The organism is Variovorax sp. CCNWLW225 (genome assembly GCF_037204045.1).
In the GTDB taxonomy this organism is placed as follows: domain Bacteria; phylum Pseudomonadota; class Gammaproteobacteria; order Burkholderiales; family Burkholderiaceae_C; genus Variovorax.
The window spans coordinates 110,954-127,361 of the sequence record NZ_JBBCBV010000014.1 but is presented as its reverse complement, the minus strand read 5'-3'; the positions used below and the strand labels follow the sequence as shown (position 1 = coordinate 127,361).

Annotated in this window: 17 protein-coding genes and 1 tRNA gene; 10 read left to right on the top strand and 8 right to left on the bottom strand. The window is 64.9% G+C overall.

The window, feature by feature from the left end:
• Positions 1 to 6 precede the first annotated feature (6 nt).
• A complete protein-coding gene (locus V9L20_RS20720) occupies positions 7 to 486 on the top strand; it encodes a MarR family winged helix-turn-helix transcriptional regulator (protein ID WP_337298032.1) in 480 nt (159 codons plus the stop codon).
• Here the strand turns inward: V9L20_RS20720 and V9L20_RS20715 are convergent.
• Complete coding sequence (locus tag V9L20_RS20715; RefSeq protein ID WP_337298031.1) at positions 479 to 907, bottom strand: hypothetical protein; 429 nt, start codon at positions 905 to 907, stop codon at positions 479 to 481. The genes V9L20_RS20720 and V9L20_RS20715 overlap by 8 nt on opposite strands.
• A gap of 134 nt (positions 908 to 1,041) precedes the next feature.
• On the opposite strand from V9L20_RS20715, the gene V9L20_RS20710 reads away from it, so the two are divergent.
• A complete protein-coding gene (locus V9L20_RS20710) occupies positions 1,042 to 1,479 on the top strand; it encodes a PaaI family thioesterase (RefSeq protein ID WP_337298030.1) in 438 nt (145 codons plus the stop codon).
• A gap of 12 nt (positions 1,480 to 1,491) precedes the next feature.
• Here the strand turns inward: V9L20_RS20710 and V9L20_RS20705 are convergent, their stop codons facing one another.
• Positions 1,492 to 1,911 (bottom strand): nuclear transport factor 2 family protein, encoded by a 420-nt coding sequence (locus tag V9L20_RS20705; RefSeq protein ID WP_337298029.1) that lies wholly within the window; start codon positions 1,909 to 1,911, stop codon positions 1,492 to 1,494.
• Positions 1,908 to 2,939, bottom strand: a complete 1,032-nt coding sequence (locus V9L20_RS20700) for a zinc-dependent alcohol dehydrogenase (protein WP_337298028.1) — start codon at positions 2,937 to 2,939, stop codon at positions 1,908 to 1,910. Before V9L20_RS20700 ends, V9L20_RS20705 begins: the two co-directional genes overlap by 4 nt.
• Positions 2,940 to 3,169: 230 nt before the next feature.
• On the opposite strand from V9L20_RS20700, the gene V9L20_RS20695 reads away from it, so the two are divergent.
• The 4 genes from V9L20_RS20695 to V9L20_RS20680 all read left to right on the top strand — a co-directional run bounded on the left by V9L20_RS20695 (position 3,170) and on the right by V9L20_RS20680 (position 5,828).
• Positions 3,170 to 4,402 (top strand): methyl-accepting chemotaxis protein, encoded by a 1,233-nt coding sequence (locus tag V9L20_RS20695; protein WP_337298027.1) that lies wholly within the window; start codon positions 3,170 to 3,172, stop codon positions 4,400 to 4,402.
• Between the two features lie 257 nt (positions 4,403 to 4,659).
• Positions 4,660 to 5,343 carry a dienelactone hydrolase family protein gene (locus V9L20_RS20690; RefSeq protein ID WP_443098613.1) on the top strand — a complete coding sequence of 228 codons (684 nt, stop codon included), beginning with the start codon at positions 4,660 to 4,662 and terminating at the stop codon, positions 5,341 to 5,343.
• A 6-nt stretch (positions 5,344 to 5,349) separates the two neighbouring features.
• Positions 5,350 to 5,736: a DUF427 domain-containing protein gene (locus tag V9L20_RS20685; RefSeq protein WP_337298026.1), complete on the top strand. Its 387-nt coding sequence runs from the start codon at positions 5,350 to 5,352 to the stop codon at positions 5,734 to 5,736.
• A 17-nt stretch (positions 5,737 to 5,753) separates the two neighbouring features.
• Positions 5,754 to 5,828, top strand: a tRNA-Arg gene (locus V9L20_RS20680).
• Positions 5,829 to 5,902: 74 nt separating this feature from the next.
• Here the strand turns inward: V9L20_RS20680 and V9L20_RS20675 are convergent.
• On the bottom strand, positions 5,903 to 6,592 hold the full coding sequence (locus tag V9L20_RS20675; RefSeq protein ID WP_258503843.1) for a class I SAM-dependent methyltransferase: 690 nt from the start codon (positions 6,590 to 6,592) through the stop codon (positions 5,903 to 5,905).
• 320 nt (positions 6,593 to 6,912) lie between these two features.
• Between V9L20_RS20675 and V9L20_RS20670 the strand changes: the two genes are divergently transcribed.
• On the top strand, positions 6,913 to 8,061 hold the full coding sequence (locus V9L20_RS20670) for a mechanosensitive ion channel family protein (RefSeq protein ID WP_337298025.1): 1,149 nt from the start codon (positions 6,913 to 6,915) through the stop codon (positions 8,059 to 8,061).
• On the opposite strand, the gene V9L20_RS20665 is transcribed toward V9L20_RS20670, so the two are convergent.
• Positions 8,058 to 9,440 (bottom strand): hypothetical protein, encoded by a 1,383-nt coding sequence (locus tag V9L20_RS20665; RefSeq protein ID WP_337298024.1) that lies wholly within the window; start codon positions 9,438 to 9,440, stop codon positions 8,058 to 8,060. The genes V9L20_RS20670 and V9L20_RS20665 overlap by 4 nt on opposite strands.
• A 92-nt stretch (positions 9,441 to 9,532) precedes the next feature.
• Between V9L20_RS20665 and V9L20_RS20660 the strand changes: the two genes are divergently transcribed.
• The gene (locus V9L20_RS20660) at positions 9,533 to 9,922 is read left to right on the top strand and encodes a TraR/DksA family transcriptional regulator (protein WP_337298023.1); all 390 of its coding nucleotides are present in this window, start codon (positions 9,533 to 9,535) and stop codon (positions 9,920 to 9,922) included.
• A 97-nt stretch (positions 9,923 to 10,019) separates the two neighbouring features.
• Here the strand turns inward: V9L20_RS20660 and groL are convergent, their stop codons facing one another.
• The 3 genes from groL to V9L20_RS20645 all read right to left on the bottom strand — a co-directional run bounded on the left by groL (position 10,020) and on the right by V9L20_RS20645 (position 12,794).
• Entirely contained in the window at positions 10,020 to 11,645 is a 1,626-nt protein-coding gene (gene groL / locus V9L20_RS20655; protein ID WP_337298022.1) for a chaperonin GroEL, read from the bottom strand.
• A 39-nt stretch (positions 11,646 to 11,684) separates the two neighbouring features.
• A complete protein-coding gene (locus V9L20_RS20650) occupies positions 11,685 to 12,005 on the bottom strand; it encodes a co-chaperone GroES (RefSeq protein WP_258503849.1) in 321 nt (106 codons plus the stop codon).
• Between the two features lie 132 nt (positions 12,006 to 12,137).
• Positions 12,138 to 12,794: a diguanylate cyclase gene (locus tag V9L20_RS20645; protein WP_337298021.1), complete on the bottom strand. Its 657-nt coding sequence runs from the start codon at positions 12,792 to 12,794 to the stop codon at positions 12,138 to 12,140.
• A gap of 201 nt (positions 12,795 to 12,995) precedes the next feature.
• Between V9L20_RS20645 and V9L20_RS20640 the strand changes: the two genes are divergently transcribed.
• Both V9L20_RS20640 and V9L20_RS20635 read left to right on the top strand, forming a co-directional pair.
• Complete coding sequence (locus V9L20_RS20640) at positions 12,996 to 14,066, top strand: glycosyltransferase family 4 protein (RefSeq protein WP_337298038.1); 1,071 nt, start codon at positions 12,996 to 12,998, stop codon at positions 14,064 to 14,066.
• A gap of 3 nt (positions 14,067 to 14,069) precedes the next feature.
• The gene (locus V9L20_RS20635; RefSeq protein ID WP_337298020.1) at positions 14,070 to 16,214 is read left to right on the top strand and encodes an amylo-alpha-1,6-glucosidase; all 2,145 of its coding nucleotides are present in this window, start codon (positions 14,070 to 14,072) and stop codon (positions 16,212 to 16,214) included.
• The last annotated feature ends 194 nt before the right edge of the window (positions 16,215 to 16,408 follow it).

Sequence of the window (16,408 nt, the reverse complement as noted above, 5' to 3'; positions counted from 1 at the left end):
TCACAAATGAAGAAAAACAACCCCATTCTTGATCTGCCTTCCGTCGCCAAGGCCGGCATGCGCGAACTGCAGCCTGAAGACAGCGCGCTGCTGCTCATGCACTTTGCCTTCCGGGGGCTGGTTGCCAAGGCCGACGTCTTTCTTGCCGGCCATGAACTCACCCGTGTTCATCACCGGATGCTCTATGCCATCGCTCGCTCGGAGCGGCTCTCGATCGGCGGGCTGATCGAACTGCTCGGGGTTTCGAAGCAGGCGTTGCACAGGCCGCTGAAGCACCTCCAGGACGCCGGCTATGTCGTCGCGCAGCGGGATGCGGTCGAACATCGAGTGAAGATCCTGAGCCTGACTGCGAAGGGAAAGGAGATCGAGCGCCTCGCGTCGAAGCATGAAGCAGCCGCAATGAAGTCCGCGCTCGCAGGTGTTTCGGCCTCCGAGCAGAAGGCGTGGCGAAAAGTGATGATCGCCCTGGCCCGCATGGTCACGTGAAGGCCAGGAGCGCTGCCAGCGCGCCATTGGCGGCCATCAGCGCGAAGTCGACGACAAAGATGAGCAGCATCAGGCCGCTCAGAACGGGCCAAAGGGATTTGCCGCCGTTGCTGCGCGAGAGAGCCACCGGCACATTCGCCGCGAATTGAGTGCCGTGAGCCAGCGCAAACACCGCGGTGAAAACGGCTACTTGCATCGCTTCGGGAAACAGCGCGCGACTGACAAGGAGCATGCCTGCCAAAACGGCAAAGGCAAGGTTCATTCCGCCCAGAAAGCGAACCGCTGCGGCCACCGTCGAGAAAAGAGGGGACTGCCTGGCTTCTCGTGAAACCAGGAGCTTGGTGGCCGACGTCGACCTCAGGCCGAAGTACATCGCGCCTGCGCCAAACCAAAGAATGTTCAGCACCAGCACAAGGTCCACGGCGAGGGAAAGCGATGTCGGGCTCATGTTTATTGCAGGGCGGAAGGGCGAACAGCTCATTGTAGTTCTCAAGGTCAACAAGGTTGACCTTAAAGCGAGCTGGCAAGTATCCTTGCGCATCTTCTGGAGAAACAATGAGCACCTCAGGACTTGAGACCCTGCGCGAGATCTTCGCCCAAGGCGGCTTTGGGCGAGGAATCGGGCGGACGCTGGGGCTTTTGGGTACGGACGTGGCCTTCGGAAAAGTGACCCTGCAGGGGCACCCGACGCCCGACCACTACAACCCGGCCGGCGCGGTCCACGGGGGCTATGTGGCCACGATGCTCGACGGGGCGATTGCGCTGGCCGTCTACAGCACGCTGGCCGCCGACACTCGCTACAGCACCCTCGACCTCAAGATCACTTACTTGCGGCCGCTGACGGAAAGTTCAGGCCCGGTCAGGGCAGAGGCAACCGTCATCCACAGCGGGCGTACGGTCGCTTCGGCAGAGGCAAGGCTTCTGGACAAGCACGACAGGCTTTGCGCACACGCGACTGGCACGTGCATCATCGCCGGCCCGCAGGCCGTCTGAAACCGCCTGTGGCTATGGGCGTAGCTGGTGCACGGCCAGCAGTTGCGCCGCCGTGTCCGGATACTCCCTGAAAACCGCGACCTTGCCGTCGCGAATCTGGAACACGTGCGCCCAGTTGTTCACATAGCTTCTGCTCGTCGCGCGAGCGCGGCATTCCGCGCGCCCAAGCACCACGACCATGTCCTGGGTTTCGTCGACCACGAATGTGCTTGGCCGGAAATGGTCGAACAGCAGGTGCTCGTCCAGCGCGGCGACAAACTTCGCAATGCCTTCGTGACCCTCGTGCCTGTGCGCCCAAGGCATGAACTCCGCAACGCCGGGGGCCTCGTAGATGCACTCAGGCGCTGACAGCGTGCACATCCGCTGGACATCGCGGGCCGCAAAGGCCGCATAGCAGTTCTTGACCACAGCCAAGAGGTCATCTCTCTTCACGACGCATCACTCTCGGTGATTCGCGGGCGCACCATGACCACCTTCGCGGAATGCACCGCGAGCGCGTCGGGGGCTTCTTCGCATGACACCACCGTGGTCAGCGACATCGGATCGCATTGGCCCGCCGCGACAAGGTCCATGACTTTCGGTATGTGCGGGCGGACGCTGCATAGGCCCACCGACAGCGTCACGTCCCGCATGTACATCTGGAAAAGCGGAATCTTGGGGTCGTCGAAGATGATCCCGATGCAAGAGCAGTGGCCGCCGGGTGCCAAGGCCAGCAAGCCCGAGCGGAGCATCTCGTGGTCGCGTGTCGCCGCAATGGTCACGTCGAATCTTTCATGAAGCGCCTCGGGCGGTCCGTCGAAAATGCGAGCACCTGAGCGTTCGGCAAGCGCCTTGCGCGCGTCGTCGGAGTCAAAGTACGTGACTTCAGCGGCACCAGCTGCCTTGGCGAACTGAGTCGCGAGAATGCCGATGCTTTCGGTGCCGCCGACGACGAGTACGCGGGCGTCCTTCCTGCTGGCAAGGGGGCGGCTTGCTGCCACCCATGCGTCGGTCAGGTTATCGCTCGCGGCCGCCACCGCAGCCGGCTCCAGCCCCGCAGGCAAAAGGACCAGCATCGCATCGGCAAAGGGCACGTTGACGAGTTCAGAGAAGAGACCGCCCCAGTTTCCGCCTGTCGGTACGCCATAGCACGCGTGCTTTGGTACCGAGGTGCACGCGATGCTTCGGCCGTAAAGACACTGCGCGCAACGACCGCAGGCGATCTTCCAAGGAATCGAAACAACATCGCCGCGCCGAACCCTGGTGACTTCGGACCCGACCTCGATGACTTCGCCGACCGCCTCATGTCCGATCGCGAATCCCGGCTCGAAAGGGGTACTCCCCGCGCGGATGCGGCGGTCGAGGTCGCAGAAAGCGGATGCGATCGGCCTCACGATCGCCTCCTGGGGCGAACGAATCGAGGGTTCGTCCATGTCTGCCCACTTCAACTGACCGGGAGCTGCATAGAGAAGTGCTTGCATGCGCGAAGTCCTGAGAGAACAGAGTTACGAACCGTCTCGAGCATCTTGGCTGATCATGTCAACATTATTGACTTGAAGCGCCGAGCCGTTCGACTGGTGCATACCCTTCTCTCCGCGCAACCGGCGTACTGCGGGTTTATCCCTAGGCTTGGCCCCTCAAGTTTCCGCGCCCGCGTGCCGATATCCCTGGATACCTGGCCTCCGCACCGGCGGCCGTCACGGAAAAGCACATGCGCAATTGGAAGATCGGTGCCCAGCTGGGCATGGCATTCGGGATCGTGTTGCTGTTGATGGCGACGGGGCTTGCCGTTGGCATTGCATGTCTGCACGACATTGCGGCCGGCGGCGGCATCGCCCCGGAGCTCGCACGCCGTATCGAGTCGACTCGGAGCTTCATGCTGGGCTTCGGGTTCGCCGCGGTGGTGGTCGGCGTCGGCGGCAGCATCTGGCTTTCGCGCAGCATCATGCAACCGTTGGGTGAAGCGATCTTCATCGCCGAGACGGTGGCCTCGGGTGACCTCAGCAAAGAGTTCGAAACCGAGCGCGGCGGCGATTTCGGTCGGTTGCTGCGCGGCATGGGCGAAATGGAAGACACGCTGACCGACGTGGTGACGCGCATCAAGGCATCGACCGACTCGATCGTGGTGGCATCGGGGCAAATCACCGCGGGCAACCATGACCTGTCATCGCGCACCGAGCAGCAGGCGAGCTCACTCGAAGAGACGGCCGCATCGATGGAGGAGCTCACCTCTACCGTCAAGCAGAACGCCGACAACGCAAAGCAGGCCAACCAACTCGCGCTCTCGGCGTCGGAGGTTGCGGTCAAGGGCGGTGGCGTGGTCAACCAGGTGGTCGACACCATGGCGTCGATCAATGCCTCGTCGAAGAAGATCGTCGACATCATCGGCGTGATCGACGGCATCGCGTTCCAGACCAACATCCTCGCGCTCAATGCGGCCGTGGAAGCCGCGCGTGCCGGCGAGCAGGGCAGGGGCTTTGCGGTGGTCGCTTCCGAGGTGCGCAACCTTGCGCAGCGTTCGTCAGCGGCGGCCAGGGAGATCAAGGGCCTCATCGAAGACTCGGTGAGCAAGGTCGACGTGGGCAGCGCGCTGGTGGGCGAAGCCGGCAAGACGATGGAAGAGATCGTGGGCAGCGTGAAGCGCGTGACGGACATCGTCGGCGAGATCACGGCGGCGAGCCACGAGCAGGCCCAGGGCATCGAGCAGGTCAATCAGGCCGTTGCGCAGATGGACCAGGTGACTCAGCAGAACGCCGCATTGATCCAAGAGGCCGCGGCTGCCGCGCAATCGCTGCAGGAGCAGGCGGGCAACCTGTCGCAGGTGGTGGCCACCTTCAAGCTCGACGACGAGGACGACAAACCCGCCGTGGCGCCACCTGTGCTGGTGCGGCCTCTTGCCCAGCCGGTGCGGCTGGTCCAGCTGGCCCGGCGCACAGCCGTTTGACGCGCCGCGCGCCACTGTTTTCTTTCAAGATGCAACGCTGCAGTGCGCCTACGCGAATGTGGGCATCACCCTACAGAAGAATTCAGGCAAAAAAATAAGGTGACGGGTTGCAGGGCTGACGACGTCGAGCCCTCGCACAAAGGAAACCGAATGACTGTCGAGATGTTCCGAATGCCTGCGGCTGCCGGCGCGCCTGGAACACGCCCTTCAAAAATCGCTTTCGCAGGGGCGTAGCCTTGGACTCCGCATCCAGCCTCGTGGAGCGGCGCGCGCTCCGTGTTCCGCTGCGTTTTTCTTCTTCCGCCTCCATCACGTTGGAGGCGGACCTGAGCCTGCCCGCCGCATGCAGCGGCATCGTGCTGTTTGCGCACGGCAGCGGCAGCAGCCGCTTCAGCCCGCGCAATCGCCAGGTGGCTGAAAGCCTCAATGCGGCAAAGTTGGCCACGCTGCTCGTCGATCTGCTCACGCCCGACGAAGAAGCCGAGGACGAACGCACGCGCGAGCTGCGTTTCGACATCGCCATGCTGGCGGATCGGCTGGTCGGCCTGACCGATTGGCTGCGCAGCCATGAGCAGACCGCCCGCTTGCGAATTGGCTACTTCGGTGCGAGCACCGGGGCCGGTGCCGCGCTGGTGGCAGCAGCGCAGCGGCCCGATTCGGTCGATGCAGTGGTGTCCCGCGGCGGCCGGCCGGACCTGGCCGGCGCGTCATTGGAGCGCGTGCGCGCACCCACGCTGCTGATCGTCGGCGGCAACGACGGGCCGGTGATCGATATGAACTGGCAGGCCGCTGCGGCGCTGCGCTGCGAGAAGCGGCTGTCCATCGTCCCGGGCGCGACGCATCTGTTCGAGGAGCCCGACGCGCTCGGCGCCGTTTCCACATTGGCTCGCGACTGGTTCAAGAGCCATCTCAACCAACCCAGGAATAACGCGAAGGAGTAACGCGAAATGAGCGGCAAGTCACCAGGGCATCAGAAGTGGCCCGATCACAAGGTACGCGAAGAGCCGGTTGAACAATCGATGGAGGTCGAAGTCGAAGGAGCCATCGTCGCCAGCTCGAAAAACGTCATCAAGGTTGTCGAAGACAAGTCGCCGGTGCGCTACTACTTTCCGCGCGCCGACGTCCGCATGGAGAAGCTGACGCGCTCGCAGACCACCACCGAATGCCCCTTCAAGGGCCATGCGAGCTACTACAGCTTGAACCTGGGCGAGCGGCAACTCGACGATGCCGTGTGGGCGTACGAGGATCCGTACGACGAACACCAGGCGCTGAAAGAGCGCGTGGCGTTCTACGACGACAAGTATCCGGAGATTCATGTCCGCCCGAAGAGCTGAGCCGATGGGACAACGCTCCCGCTGTAGTTCAACGGACAGAATGCGGCCCTCCGAAGGCCGAGATCCAGGTTCGATTCCTGGCGGCGGGGCCACGCGCGTGCGGCAAGATTTGCTGCACGACCCGCAGCCGCGTCGGGCCAGACGCGGCAATGCGCGCGGCTTTGTACTAGCGGTGGTTGTCCAGCACCACCAGCTTCGAAAGGCCGAACAGGTTGACCGGCTCCACGCTCAGCACCTGCCAGTCATGAGAAAGTATCTGCTCGTCGTATTTGAAGTCGGAGCGAAACCCCACGTGCTCGGCCGCGGAGCGAACCGCGCGCTCCAGAAGCCACCACAGCTTGCTGCCGCTGAAGTGATTGAGCACCACGATGGTTCCGCCAGGCTTGCACACGCGGCGAATCTCGCGCACCAGTTCGGCCGGGCGCGGGGTCACGGAGAGCACGTAAGGCACGGTCACGCAGTCGAAAGTGCCATCGGCAAAACGCATGCGCTCGGCATTCATGTGTTCGATGCCGATGTGGTGCTGCGGCAGCCGGGCCGCGCGCTCGCGCGCACGCTCGAGCATGTCGTGCGAAAGGTCGATGCCCACGATGTTGCATTCCGCGGGATACCCTGCCAGCGCCAGTCCCGTGCCCACACCCACTTCGAGCAGCGACCCCGGCTGCAGCATGCGAACGACCTCGGCCATGCGCTTGCGCCCGGGCTCCAGTACCTGGCCGAACAAGGTGTCGTACAGCGGCGCAAGCCGGTCGTAGGTGCGGGCAACGCCGGCCTCCGACACCGGTGCTTGCGGTTGCGAGCGATCGTCGTCACGCGTCGCGCCATGGTCACCGGGTCGTGCTCTGCTTTCCGTCATCTTTTTTCAGTTCCTGGGTCGGGCGGAGGGACCGCCGGGTTGGGCATCCGAGGCACGGGGCAAGCCGGGTGCCTGGCCGAAAGAGAAGGCGTCGCAAGAAGGACCAGAAGAGTCCGATTGCACGACGAGGTTTTCTCGACGACCCAGAATATCAACAAACCCCCGCCGCCTTCCTCATCTCCCCAATCCCGCAAGGGACGCATGGGCAGTGGATGCAAACGCACGCGACCGATATTCGCGAGCACGCTCGAACATGAGCTTTCAAGGAACGACATGACTTCTTCCCCTCTTGCAACCGACATGGCGAAGGCCTTCCGCGGATGAACGAGAAGCTCGACGCTCTTGCCGACGCGACCCTGCTGGGGCTGCCCGTGCCCGACCTGGCGCTGGCCGTTGCAGCCGCCCTGGCGGCTTATCTTGCAATGCGGCTGGTGCTGCGCTATGTGACCGGCCGTACGCGGCAACTCGCGCAGCGCACGAGCAATCATGTCGACGACATGGTGGTCGAGGTGCTCGGCAGTACCAACCGCGTGTTCCTGCTGCTTGCGGCGGTGCTCGTCGGCGTGGGCATGCTCGACCTCACCGAGCGCTGGAACCAGCGCGTCGGTCAGCTGTGGTTCATTGCACTGGCGCTGCAAACCGGGCTGTGGTTCACCAAGGCCATCAGCCTGGGGCTGCGCCGCTACGAGGCGCGCCATAGTTCTTCGGGCATGACGCAGGTCAGCGCGTCCGCGGTGCTTCTTTCATGGTCGCTGCGCACGGTGCTGTGGGCCGTGGTGCTGTTGGCGATGCTCTCGAACCTGGGCGTCAACATCACCGCGTTCGTGGCCAGCCTCGGCGTCGGCGGCATTGCGATTGCGCTGGCGGTGCAGAACATTCTTGGCGACCTGTTCGCATCGCTTTCGATTGCGGTCGACAAGCCGTTCGAGGTGGGCGACGCCATCGGCATTGGCGACCTCTCGGGTACGGTGCAGCACATCGGCCTGAAGACTACGCGCCTGCGCAGCCTGACGGGCGAGCAGATCGTCATCAGCAACACCGACCTGCTGAAGCAGATCGTGAAGAACTATCGCCGCATGGAAGAGCGCCGCATTGCGTTCAAATTCGGCATGAGCTACCGCAGCGACCCGGAAAAGCTGGAGGCCATTCCCGGCATCGTGAAGCGGCTGATCGAATCGCGGCCCAAGCTGCGGTTGGACCGCGTGCACTTCCAGGCCTTCGGTGAAAGCTCGCTCGACTTCGAAGTGGTCTATTTCGTGACCACGCCGGACTACGGGCTCTACATGGACGAACAGCAGCGCCTCAATCTGCAGATGATGCGTGAGTTCGACGCGCTGGGCGTCGAGTTCGCCATTCCGACGCGCGGCGTGTATGTGATGTCGGACGGCGGTAATCCTGCCGAAGCCGCAGAGCGGACTGCCCGCATCGACGAAGCTCCCCGGGCGCAGCGCTCCGCAAAGCAGCACTAGCCTTCCGAGGCCTCCAGGCTTTGGGCGACAGACGCCAGCAGATCGGCCGGATGCAGCATGGCCGCGCGCGCCTTTCGCGCGGTGTCGTATTGATGCAGCGCGGAACGCAGCCGCGGCTCTGTCGTGAGCGCATTCCATACCGGTTCGAGAGAAGCGGGCGACGGCAGCTCGCCTGCAAGGAGCTGGTGCGCGAACGCGAGGCTCGCGGGCTCCCCAAGCAGAACGGCCTTGCTTGCCGCGCTCAGCACCGGCGGATGCGCTTCGGTCGGCGCCGAGCAGCAATAGATCACGTGCGGCGGCAACGAGTCGCCGTCGGGCTGCAGCCTTCGCAGCGACGCGCCATGGATGCGCGCGACGCCATCGGCAGATGCAAAGGCGTAGGTCGCCTCCGGGCGTGCCTCCGCAAGTCGCCGCAGCCCACGCAGCAGGCGCGAAAAGTCCGCCGTGGCAGAAGCAGGGGAGGCCTTGATCTCTGCAAGAAGAACGAGTTCGTCGCCGTCACCCGCGCTGCTGCGCACAATCGCGGCGTCCCATTCTTCCTTGGCCTTGTTCGCCTCGCCCGGAAAAGCAGCAGGGTTCCGAAGGCTTTGCACGACGCGATAGCTCGCAACACCTTTTTCACGCTGATTCAGCGCATCCGCGATCTGGCGGAACGCCTGCACGCCGGTTTCCTCGGCAGCCTCACCGCGACGGGCCGACGTGCGCCCCTTGGCGAGGGCGGCGTGGCTGCCGGCCATCGGCCCCTGGCGTTCGCAAAGCGCCCGGTAGCGCTGCACGGCCTCCAGGTGCAGCAAGCGGCTGCCGCGCACCAGGCGTTTCAGCGCAGGGTTGGAAAGAATGGCCTCCAACGCGGGTTGCAAGTTTTGCTGTGCGGAGAGATTCCGGCCGAGCAAATGCTCGATGGCGCGCGCAAGCTCTTCCCACGAGTCTGCCGCCGCCAAACCGTGCAACCGCGCCAGTGCGTCGCGCACTTCATCGGCCGGCATCTGCCGCAACTTGCCCGGATGCGCGATGGCATTCGTGGCGGCCCTGATGGCGCGCTGGTCGGCCTCGCGCTGCCTGGACAGCTGCGCATGTTCACGAACCTCTGCATCCTGCGCCTGCATCACCAGTGCCTGGAAAGCCGGGTCTCCGCCTTCGGGCGCCAGCGCCTTGCGGATCAGCTGTGCCAGCGCCTCGGTAAAAAGCGACCGGGCGGAAACCGGCGGTGGCACCTCAAGCTCCTCCTGCCCGATGCGAACGGCCTCGATCGCAAAGGCCAAGGCCGCATCCGTGCCGGTTGCCGCGGCTGAGACTGCATCCGCCGGCAAGGGCGGCATGCGGTACCTGCGCGGCGCGGCGCGCAGGGCGGCCAGAAGAAGGGTGTCGGAGTGCTGCAATTCGATTCAGGCTTTTTGCCGCAAGTTCGGGTGGAGCATCGCATGCCTGCAGAAGCCACGCCGCGGGCATGCGGTTTGCCGGTGAATCCGGCATGACGAAGAACACCGAACAGTGGCACCGCAAGCTCGACGAGCGAGCGGCAGAGCTCGAGTCCGAATTGAGGAACGCCAAGGCCGATGAAGCCGAGGCGCCCACCCGAACCCCGCATGTGCAAGTGCCGGACACGGTCGATGCAGCAGAGGAGCGCCTCCGCGGCGCGCTGCGAAGCGCTGAAATGAACCGCGACGTTGCCGAGCTCCGCGACATCGAGGCCGCCAGGGAGCGGCTGCGCAATGGTGAGTTCGGTACCTGCGTGGATTGCGGCGTGCAGATTCCGGCCGAAAGACTCAACGCCATGCCGGCCTCCGCCCGCTGCGTCGAATGCCAGGAGCGCTACGAGCGCACGCACCCGATCGAAATCCGCCTGCCGCCGGCGCTTTGAATCAGGGCGAGCGCGGGGGCAGGGCAAGACAAAGCAAAAGAAGCGGCGCCCCGCAAGGGACGCCGCTTCGCGCTTCAGCTAAAGGCGTGCAACCGGCTCAATAGTCCATGCCGCCCGCCGGCATGGCCGGAGCCTTCTCGGCGGGCTTGGGCAGTTCCGCCACGGTCGCGTCCGTTGTGAGGATCAAGCCCGCGATCGACGCCGCGTTCTGCAGCGCGGTGCGGGTGACCTTGGTCGGGTCGACCACGCCGATCTGCACCAGGTCGCCGTACTCGCCGGTCGCTGCGTCGTAGCCATAGTTGCCCTTGCCCTCGAGCACCTTGGAAACGACCACCGAAGGCTCCACGCCCGCATTGGCGACTATGGCCCGCAGCGGTGCCTCGAGCGCGCGCAGCGCAATGCGAATGCCCGCGTCCTGGTCGGCATTGGCACCCTTCAGCTCGGTGATGGCCGCACGGGCGCGCAGCAGCGCCACGCCGCCGCCGGGCACGATGCCTTCCTCGACAGCCGCGCGCGTCGCGTGCAGCGCATCGTCGACGCGGTCCTTCTTCTCCTTCATTTCAACTTCGGTGGCGGCGCCGACGCGGATCACGGCGACGCCGCCCGCGAGCTTGGCCACGCGCTCCTGCAGCTTTTCGCGGTCGTAGTCGCTGGTGGCCTGCTCGATCTGCGCCTGGATCGACTTCACGCGCGCATCGATGAGCGCCTGGTCGCCCGCGCCGTCGATGATGATGGTGTTCTCCTTTTGCACCTCGACGCGCTTGGCGCGGCCCAGGTCTTCGAGCGTCGCCTTGTCGAGCTGCTTGCCGGTTTCTTCGGAGATCACCGTCGCGCCCGTGAGTACCGCAATGTCCTCGAGCATTGCCTTGCGGCGGTCGCCGAAGCCCGGCGCCTTGACAGCCGCCACCTTCAGCACGCCGCGCATGGAGTTGACCACCAGCGTGGCAAGCGCTTCGCCCTCGACCTCTTCGGCCACGATCAGGAGCGGCTTGCCGGCCTTTGCGGCGGCTTCGAGCACCGGCAGCAGTTCGCGGATGTTCGAGATCTTCTTGTCGTGCAGCAGCACCAGCGGATCGTCGAGGTGCGCCACCTGCTTCTCGGGGTCGTTGATGAAATAGGGGCTCAGGTAGCCGCGGTCGAACTGCATGCCCTCGACCACGTCGAGTTCGTTCTCGAGCGACTTGCCGTCTTCCACCGTGATCACGCCTTCCTTGCCGACCTTCTCCATTGCGTCGGCAATAATTTTGCCGATGGCTTCGTCGGAGTTGGCCGAAAGCGCGGCCACCTGCGCGATCTCCTTTCCGGTAGAGATGGGCTTGGAGAGCTTGCGCAGCTCTTCGAGCACTGCGGCGGTGGCCTTGTCGATGCCGCGCTTCAGGTCCATCGGGTTCATGCCCGAGGCCACGTGCTTCATGCCCTCTTGCACGATGGCCTGCGCGAGCACGGTGGCGGTGGTGGTGCCGTCGCCCGCCACGTCGGCCGTCTTGGAGGCCACCTGTTTCACGATCTGCGCGCCCATGTTCTCGAACTTGTCGGCAAGCTCGATCTCCTTGGCCACCGACACGCCGTCCTTGGTGATGGTGGGTGCGCCGAAGCTGCGTTCGAGCAGCACGTTGCGGCCCTTGGGGCCGAGCGTGACCTTCACCGCATCGGCAAGGATGTTGACACCCGAAACGATGCGCTGGCGGGCGTTGTCATGGAACCTGACGTCCTTGGCAGTCATTTTTTCATCACTCCTTTCACAACGGGTTTCTGGACATCATCAGGCGACGCGCTTCAGGCCGCCGCGTTCGCTGGTGTCGACAACCGCGAGCACATCGTCCTCGCGCATCACCAGCAGTTCCTCGTCTTCGACCTTGACCGTCTGCCCCGCGTACTTGGCAAAGAGCACCTGGTCGCCCGCCTTCAGGTGCAAGGGGCGCAGGGTGCCGTCCGCAAGCAGCTTCCCTTGGCCCACCGAGAGCACCTCGCCCTGTTCGGGCTTCTCCGCGGCCGAGTCGGGAATCACGATGCCGGAAGCCGTCTTGCGCTGCTGTTCGATCCGCTTGACGATCACCCGGTCGTACAGAGGATGAAGTTTCATGTTCAATCTCCTAAGCGATACAGGTCATCAAAAAAGTTGAACCGGCACCGAGAAGTGCCGGCGCGCGAGAGCTATGGGCTAGCCGCCAATGCTTCAAGAGGTTGCGGCGCAAATTTTTTGTGACGATTTTTTTCAGCCGCCACCAAGCAGGATGCGGCCCGCACGGCCCAACCGGTAGACGGTGCGGCGCGCCGCATCGTCGCCATGCAGCGGCTGGGGCATCACGGGGCAGGGCAGCGGGCGCCCGCCGCTCTCGTCGAGCGTGTCGTCGCCATCGTCTTGCACTTCGGCCCAGATGCCGCGCTTGCGCGGGCGGAACAGCCAGCGCAGGTAGCCCCGGTGCGCGGCAAGCCGCATCAGCTCCTCGCGATCGGGCGCATCGGCCATGACGTGGCCGTTGTCGCTGTCGTCGTCTTCGTAGTAGCCAAAGGCGCGTCGGCCGTCGCTCACTTCGGTTGCAGGCGCGCCAAGCCGCCACCATGCCGGCCGCTCCAGCCGCTCGACGTCCCAGGCGCCGAGCTGCCACGCCGCCTCGAGCAGCGATTGCTCGAGTGCGTCGAATGCATCGAGCACGCCCTGGGGCATGTCGAACTGCGCCATCGACTGCGGCACCGGCCGCGCCGGAAGTTCGAGGCCCGGCAGATGCAGGGGCGTCTGCCGGAAGAAGCCGTGCCAGTGCAGGGAGAGCAATGCAGGCGCTTCTTCGCGGGCCACGGCGGTCACGGTCACCGCATACAGCGGCAGCCGCATCGCGTCGGACTGGTCGGCAACGGTTTCGAGAATGTTCATCAAGAGACCTCCAATGCAACGCGAAAAAATCTAGAACAAGCCGGCGCCGGCTGCAAGCGGCGAATGCCGCAGGGGCGCTTTTTGAATGCTCTTGAAATTAAAAACAGCCGCATCAAAATTACAGCTTGGAAGCCTCGCGCCTCCGTTTCTTCGCCCTCATTCCTTGTTCATTCATTTCCTCCCGAGGAGACTGTCTTGACGATGAAGATCGCGCAGATCGCACCCCTCTACGAAGCCGTTCCGCCGCGGCTCTACGGCGGCACCGAACGGGTCGTCGCCCACCTGGCCAACGCGCTGGTCGACCAGGGACACGAAGTCACGCTGTTCGCTTCGGCGGACACCCAGACCCGGGCCCAGCTGGCCCCCATGCGCGCGCAGGCCCTGCGCCTGGACCCGGCGCCGCTGAAGTCCGACCTGGCCAGCCACCTGAGCATGCTTCACGAAGTGCGGCGACGAGCGCACCAGTTCGACGTGCTGCACTTCCACGTCGACCTGATGCACTTTCCGTTCTTCGAGGACATGGCGGGCCGCACGCTCACCACGCTTCATGGCCGGCTCGACATTGCCGATCTGCCCGGCGCCTACATGCGCTGGAGCCGCTATCCGCTGGTCTCCATCTCGCGCCACCAGCGCAAGCCGCTGCCTTTTGCCAACTGGTTCGCGACCATTCCCCACGGGCTGGACGAAACGCCCTATGCCTTCCAGCCCAAGCCTCATGGATACCTGGCTTTCCTGGGGCGCATCTCGCCCGAGAAGCGGCCCGACCGCGCCATCGAGATCGCGAAGAAAGCGGGGCTCCCGCTCAAGATCGCGGCCAAGGTCGATGCAGCCGATGCAAGCTACTTTGCGCAAAAGATCAAGCCGATGCTCGACCACCCACTGGTCGAATTCATCGGCGAGATCGGCGATGCCGACAAGGCGAAATTTCTTGGCGGCGCTCGCGCGCTGCTCTTTCCCATCGACTGGCCGGAGCCCTTTGGCCTGGTGATGATCGAGGCCATGGCTTGCGGCACGCCGGTGATCGGGTGGCGCTGCGGCTCGGTGCCCGAAGTGATCGAGCACGGCGTGAGCGGGCTCATCGTCGAAGACGAAGTGCAGGCGGTGGAGGCGGTGCGCGCCATCGGCAAGCTCGACCGCCGCCGCGTGCGCGAGGCGTTCGAAAGCAGGTTCTCCGCGCATGCGATGGCAAGTGCCTACGTCGAGCAATACAAGCGGCTGATCGGTGGCGGGGTGCTGCCGCCGCAAGACCATGTCTACCACGAGGCGGCCTGAGCGATGAGCGTCGAAGTGCCTGCCGTCGATCAGGCCGAGCCGGCCACCGAACGCGCGGTGCAGCACGCGTTCGTGCTCAAGGAGGGCGACACCTATTTCGTGATGGACGGCCACGGCGACGTAGGCGGCGGTGTGGACGGGCTCTTTCACGACGACACGCGCATGCTGTCGACATTCGTGCTGCGGCTCGACGGCGCGCGTCCGTCGCTCTTGTCCAGCGGGGTGAGCCAGGACAACGTCTTCTTCACCGCCAATCTCACCAACCGCCCGCTGCCGGTGCTGGGATCGACATCGATGCCGCAGGGCGTGATCCATCTGGAGCGCAAGCGCTTTCTGTGGGGCGCGCGGCTGTTCGAGCGCATCCGCCTCGTCAACTACAGCGACCAGCCCGCGCAAGCGCCGCTCACGCTGCAGTTCGGCGCCGACTTTCGCGACATGTTCGAAGTGCGCGGCCAGCAGCGCGCACGGCGCGGCGACATCGGCGCGCCCGAGGTGGGAACGCACGGCGTGGTGCTGCGCTACCAGGGGCTGGACACGGTCACGCGCCTGGCCTGCATCGACTTTTCACAAGTTCCGCAGCGCCTCGATGCAGGTACGGCTGCATTCACCGTGCCGCTCGCGGCGCACGGCGAGTGGACGCTCCACATCGAGGTGGGCACGGAGCCCGGCCAACCCGATGCGGCGCGGTTCCGCGAAGCCGGCGTGCTCGCGCGGTGGCGCATGCGCGCACGCCAGCGCCGCGGCTCTCGCCTGCAGGCTTCGGGCCGCTTGTTCCAGGCCTGGCTCGACCGCTCGCGCGCCGACCTTGCGCTGCTCACGACCGACCTGCCCACGGGGCCGTATCCCTACGCGGGCATTCCATGGTTCTCGACACCGTTCGGGCGCGACGCCATCGTCACCGCTTTCCAGACGCTGTGGATCGACCCGAGGCTGGCGCAGGGCGTGCTCGAATTTCTTGCGGCGCGGCAGGCGCACCAGACCTCGAGCTTTCGCGATGCCGAGCCCGGAAAAATCATGCACGAGACCCGCAAGGGCGAGATGGCCGCGGTCGACGAACTCCCCTTCGGCCAGTACTACGGTGGGGTCGACACCACGCCGCTTTTCGTTGCCTTGGCAGGTGCCTATGCGCGGCGCACGGCCGACCGCGCCACCATCGCGCACATCTGGCCCGCGCTGTGCGCCGCGTGTGAATGGATGGAGCGCAACATGGCGCGCCACCCCGATGGCCTGCTAGCCTACCAGCGCGGTGAAGCGAGCGGCCTTGCCAACCAGGGGTGGAAGGACAGCCACGACTCGATCTTCCACGCCGACGGCCGCACGCCCGAAGGGCCGATTGCTCTCGTCGAGGTGCAAGGCTATGTCTATGCGGCCTTTCTTGCGATGTCGTCCATGGCCGAGTGGCAGGGCGACTCGGGCGCCGCCCGTTGGCGCCAGCGTGCGGAGGCCATGCGCGAAGCGGTCGAAAGCCGCTTCTGGCTCGACGACCTGAAGTTCTACGCGCTCGCCATCGACGGTGCCAATCAGCCCTGCCGCGTGCGTGCCTCCAATGCGGGGCATCTGCTCTTCACGGGTCTGCCGGGCGAAGAGAGGGCCCTGTCCGTCGGCCACCAACTGCTGTCGTCGGCCTTCGCATCGGGCTGGGGCATTCGCACCTTGCCGACGGAGGCGGTGCGCTTCAACCCGATGTCGTATCACAACGGATCGGTGTGGCCGCACGATGTGGCGCTGTGCGCGGCCGGGCTTGCCCACTACGGCGAGCGAGACGGCGTGGTGCGCATCCTTGACAACCTGTTCGAGACGGCCTCGCACTTCGGCATGCGCTTGCCCGAACTGTTCTGCGGCTTCGACCGCCAGCCCGGCCAGTCCCCCGTTGCCTACCCTGTGGCGTGCCTGCCGCAGGCATGGGCGGCGGGCTCGGTGTTCATGCTGCTGCAAGCCTGCCTGGGCCTGCAGGTGGACGGCGTCCGGCGCGAGGTGAAGATCGTGCAGCCGCAGTTGCCCGCGGACATCGACCAGCTGCACGTGCAAGGGCTGCAGGTGGGGAGTGCGCGTGTCGACCTGCACTTTCAGCGGCTCGAAGAACGCATTGTCGTGGTCGCGCAATCGGCGCCCGGCACGCCCAAGGTCGACGTCAACCTGCAGCTTTAGCGGTGCGGCGCAAAGCGTGACATTTATGAGCGCACCGCGCGGCGCGCGTGACACTGATTGTCATGTGCAGAGGGTTTTGCGGGCCCTGAGGCTTTTTTGCGCAGCGATCCGCAAGCGAGGCGAATAGAAAAGGGCTCATCTGCGAATTGGGCATGCATGTTGCGGTAGCAAGGTTTAACAAAACCTCAATACAA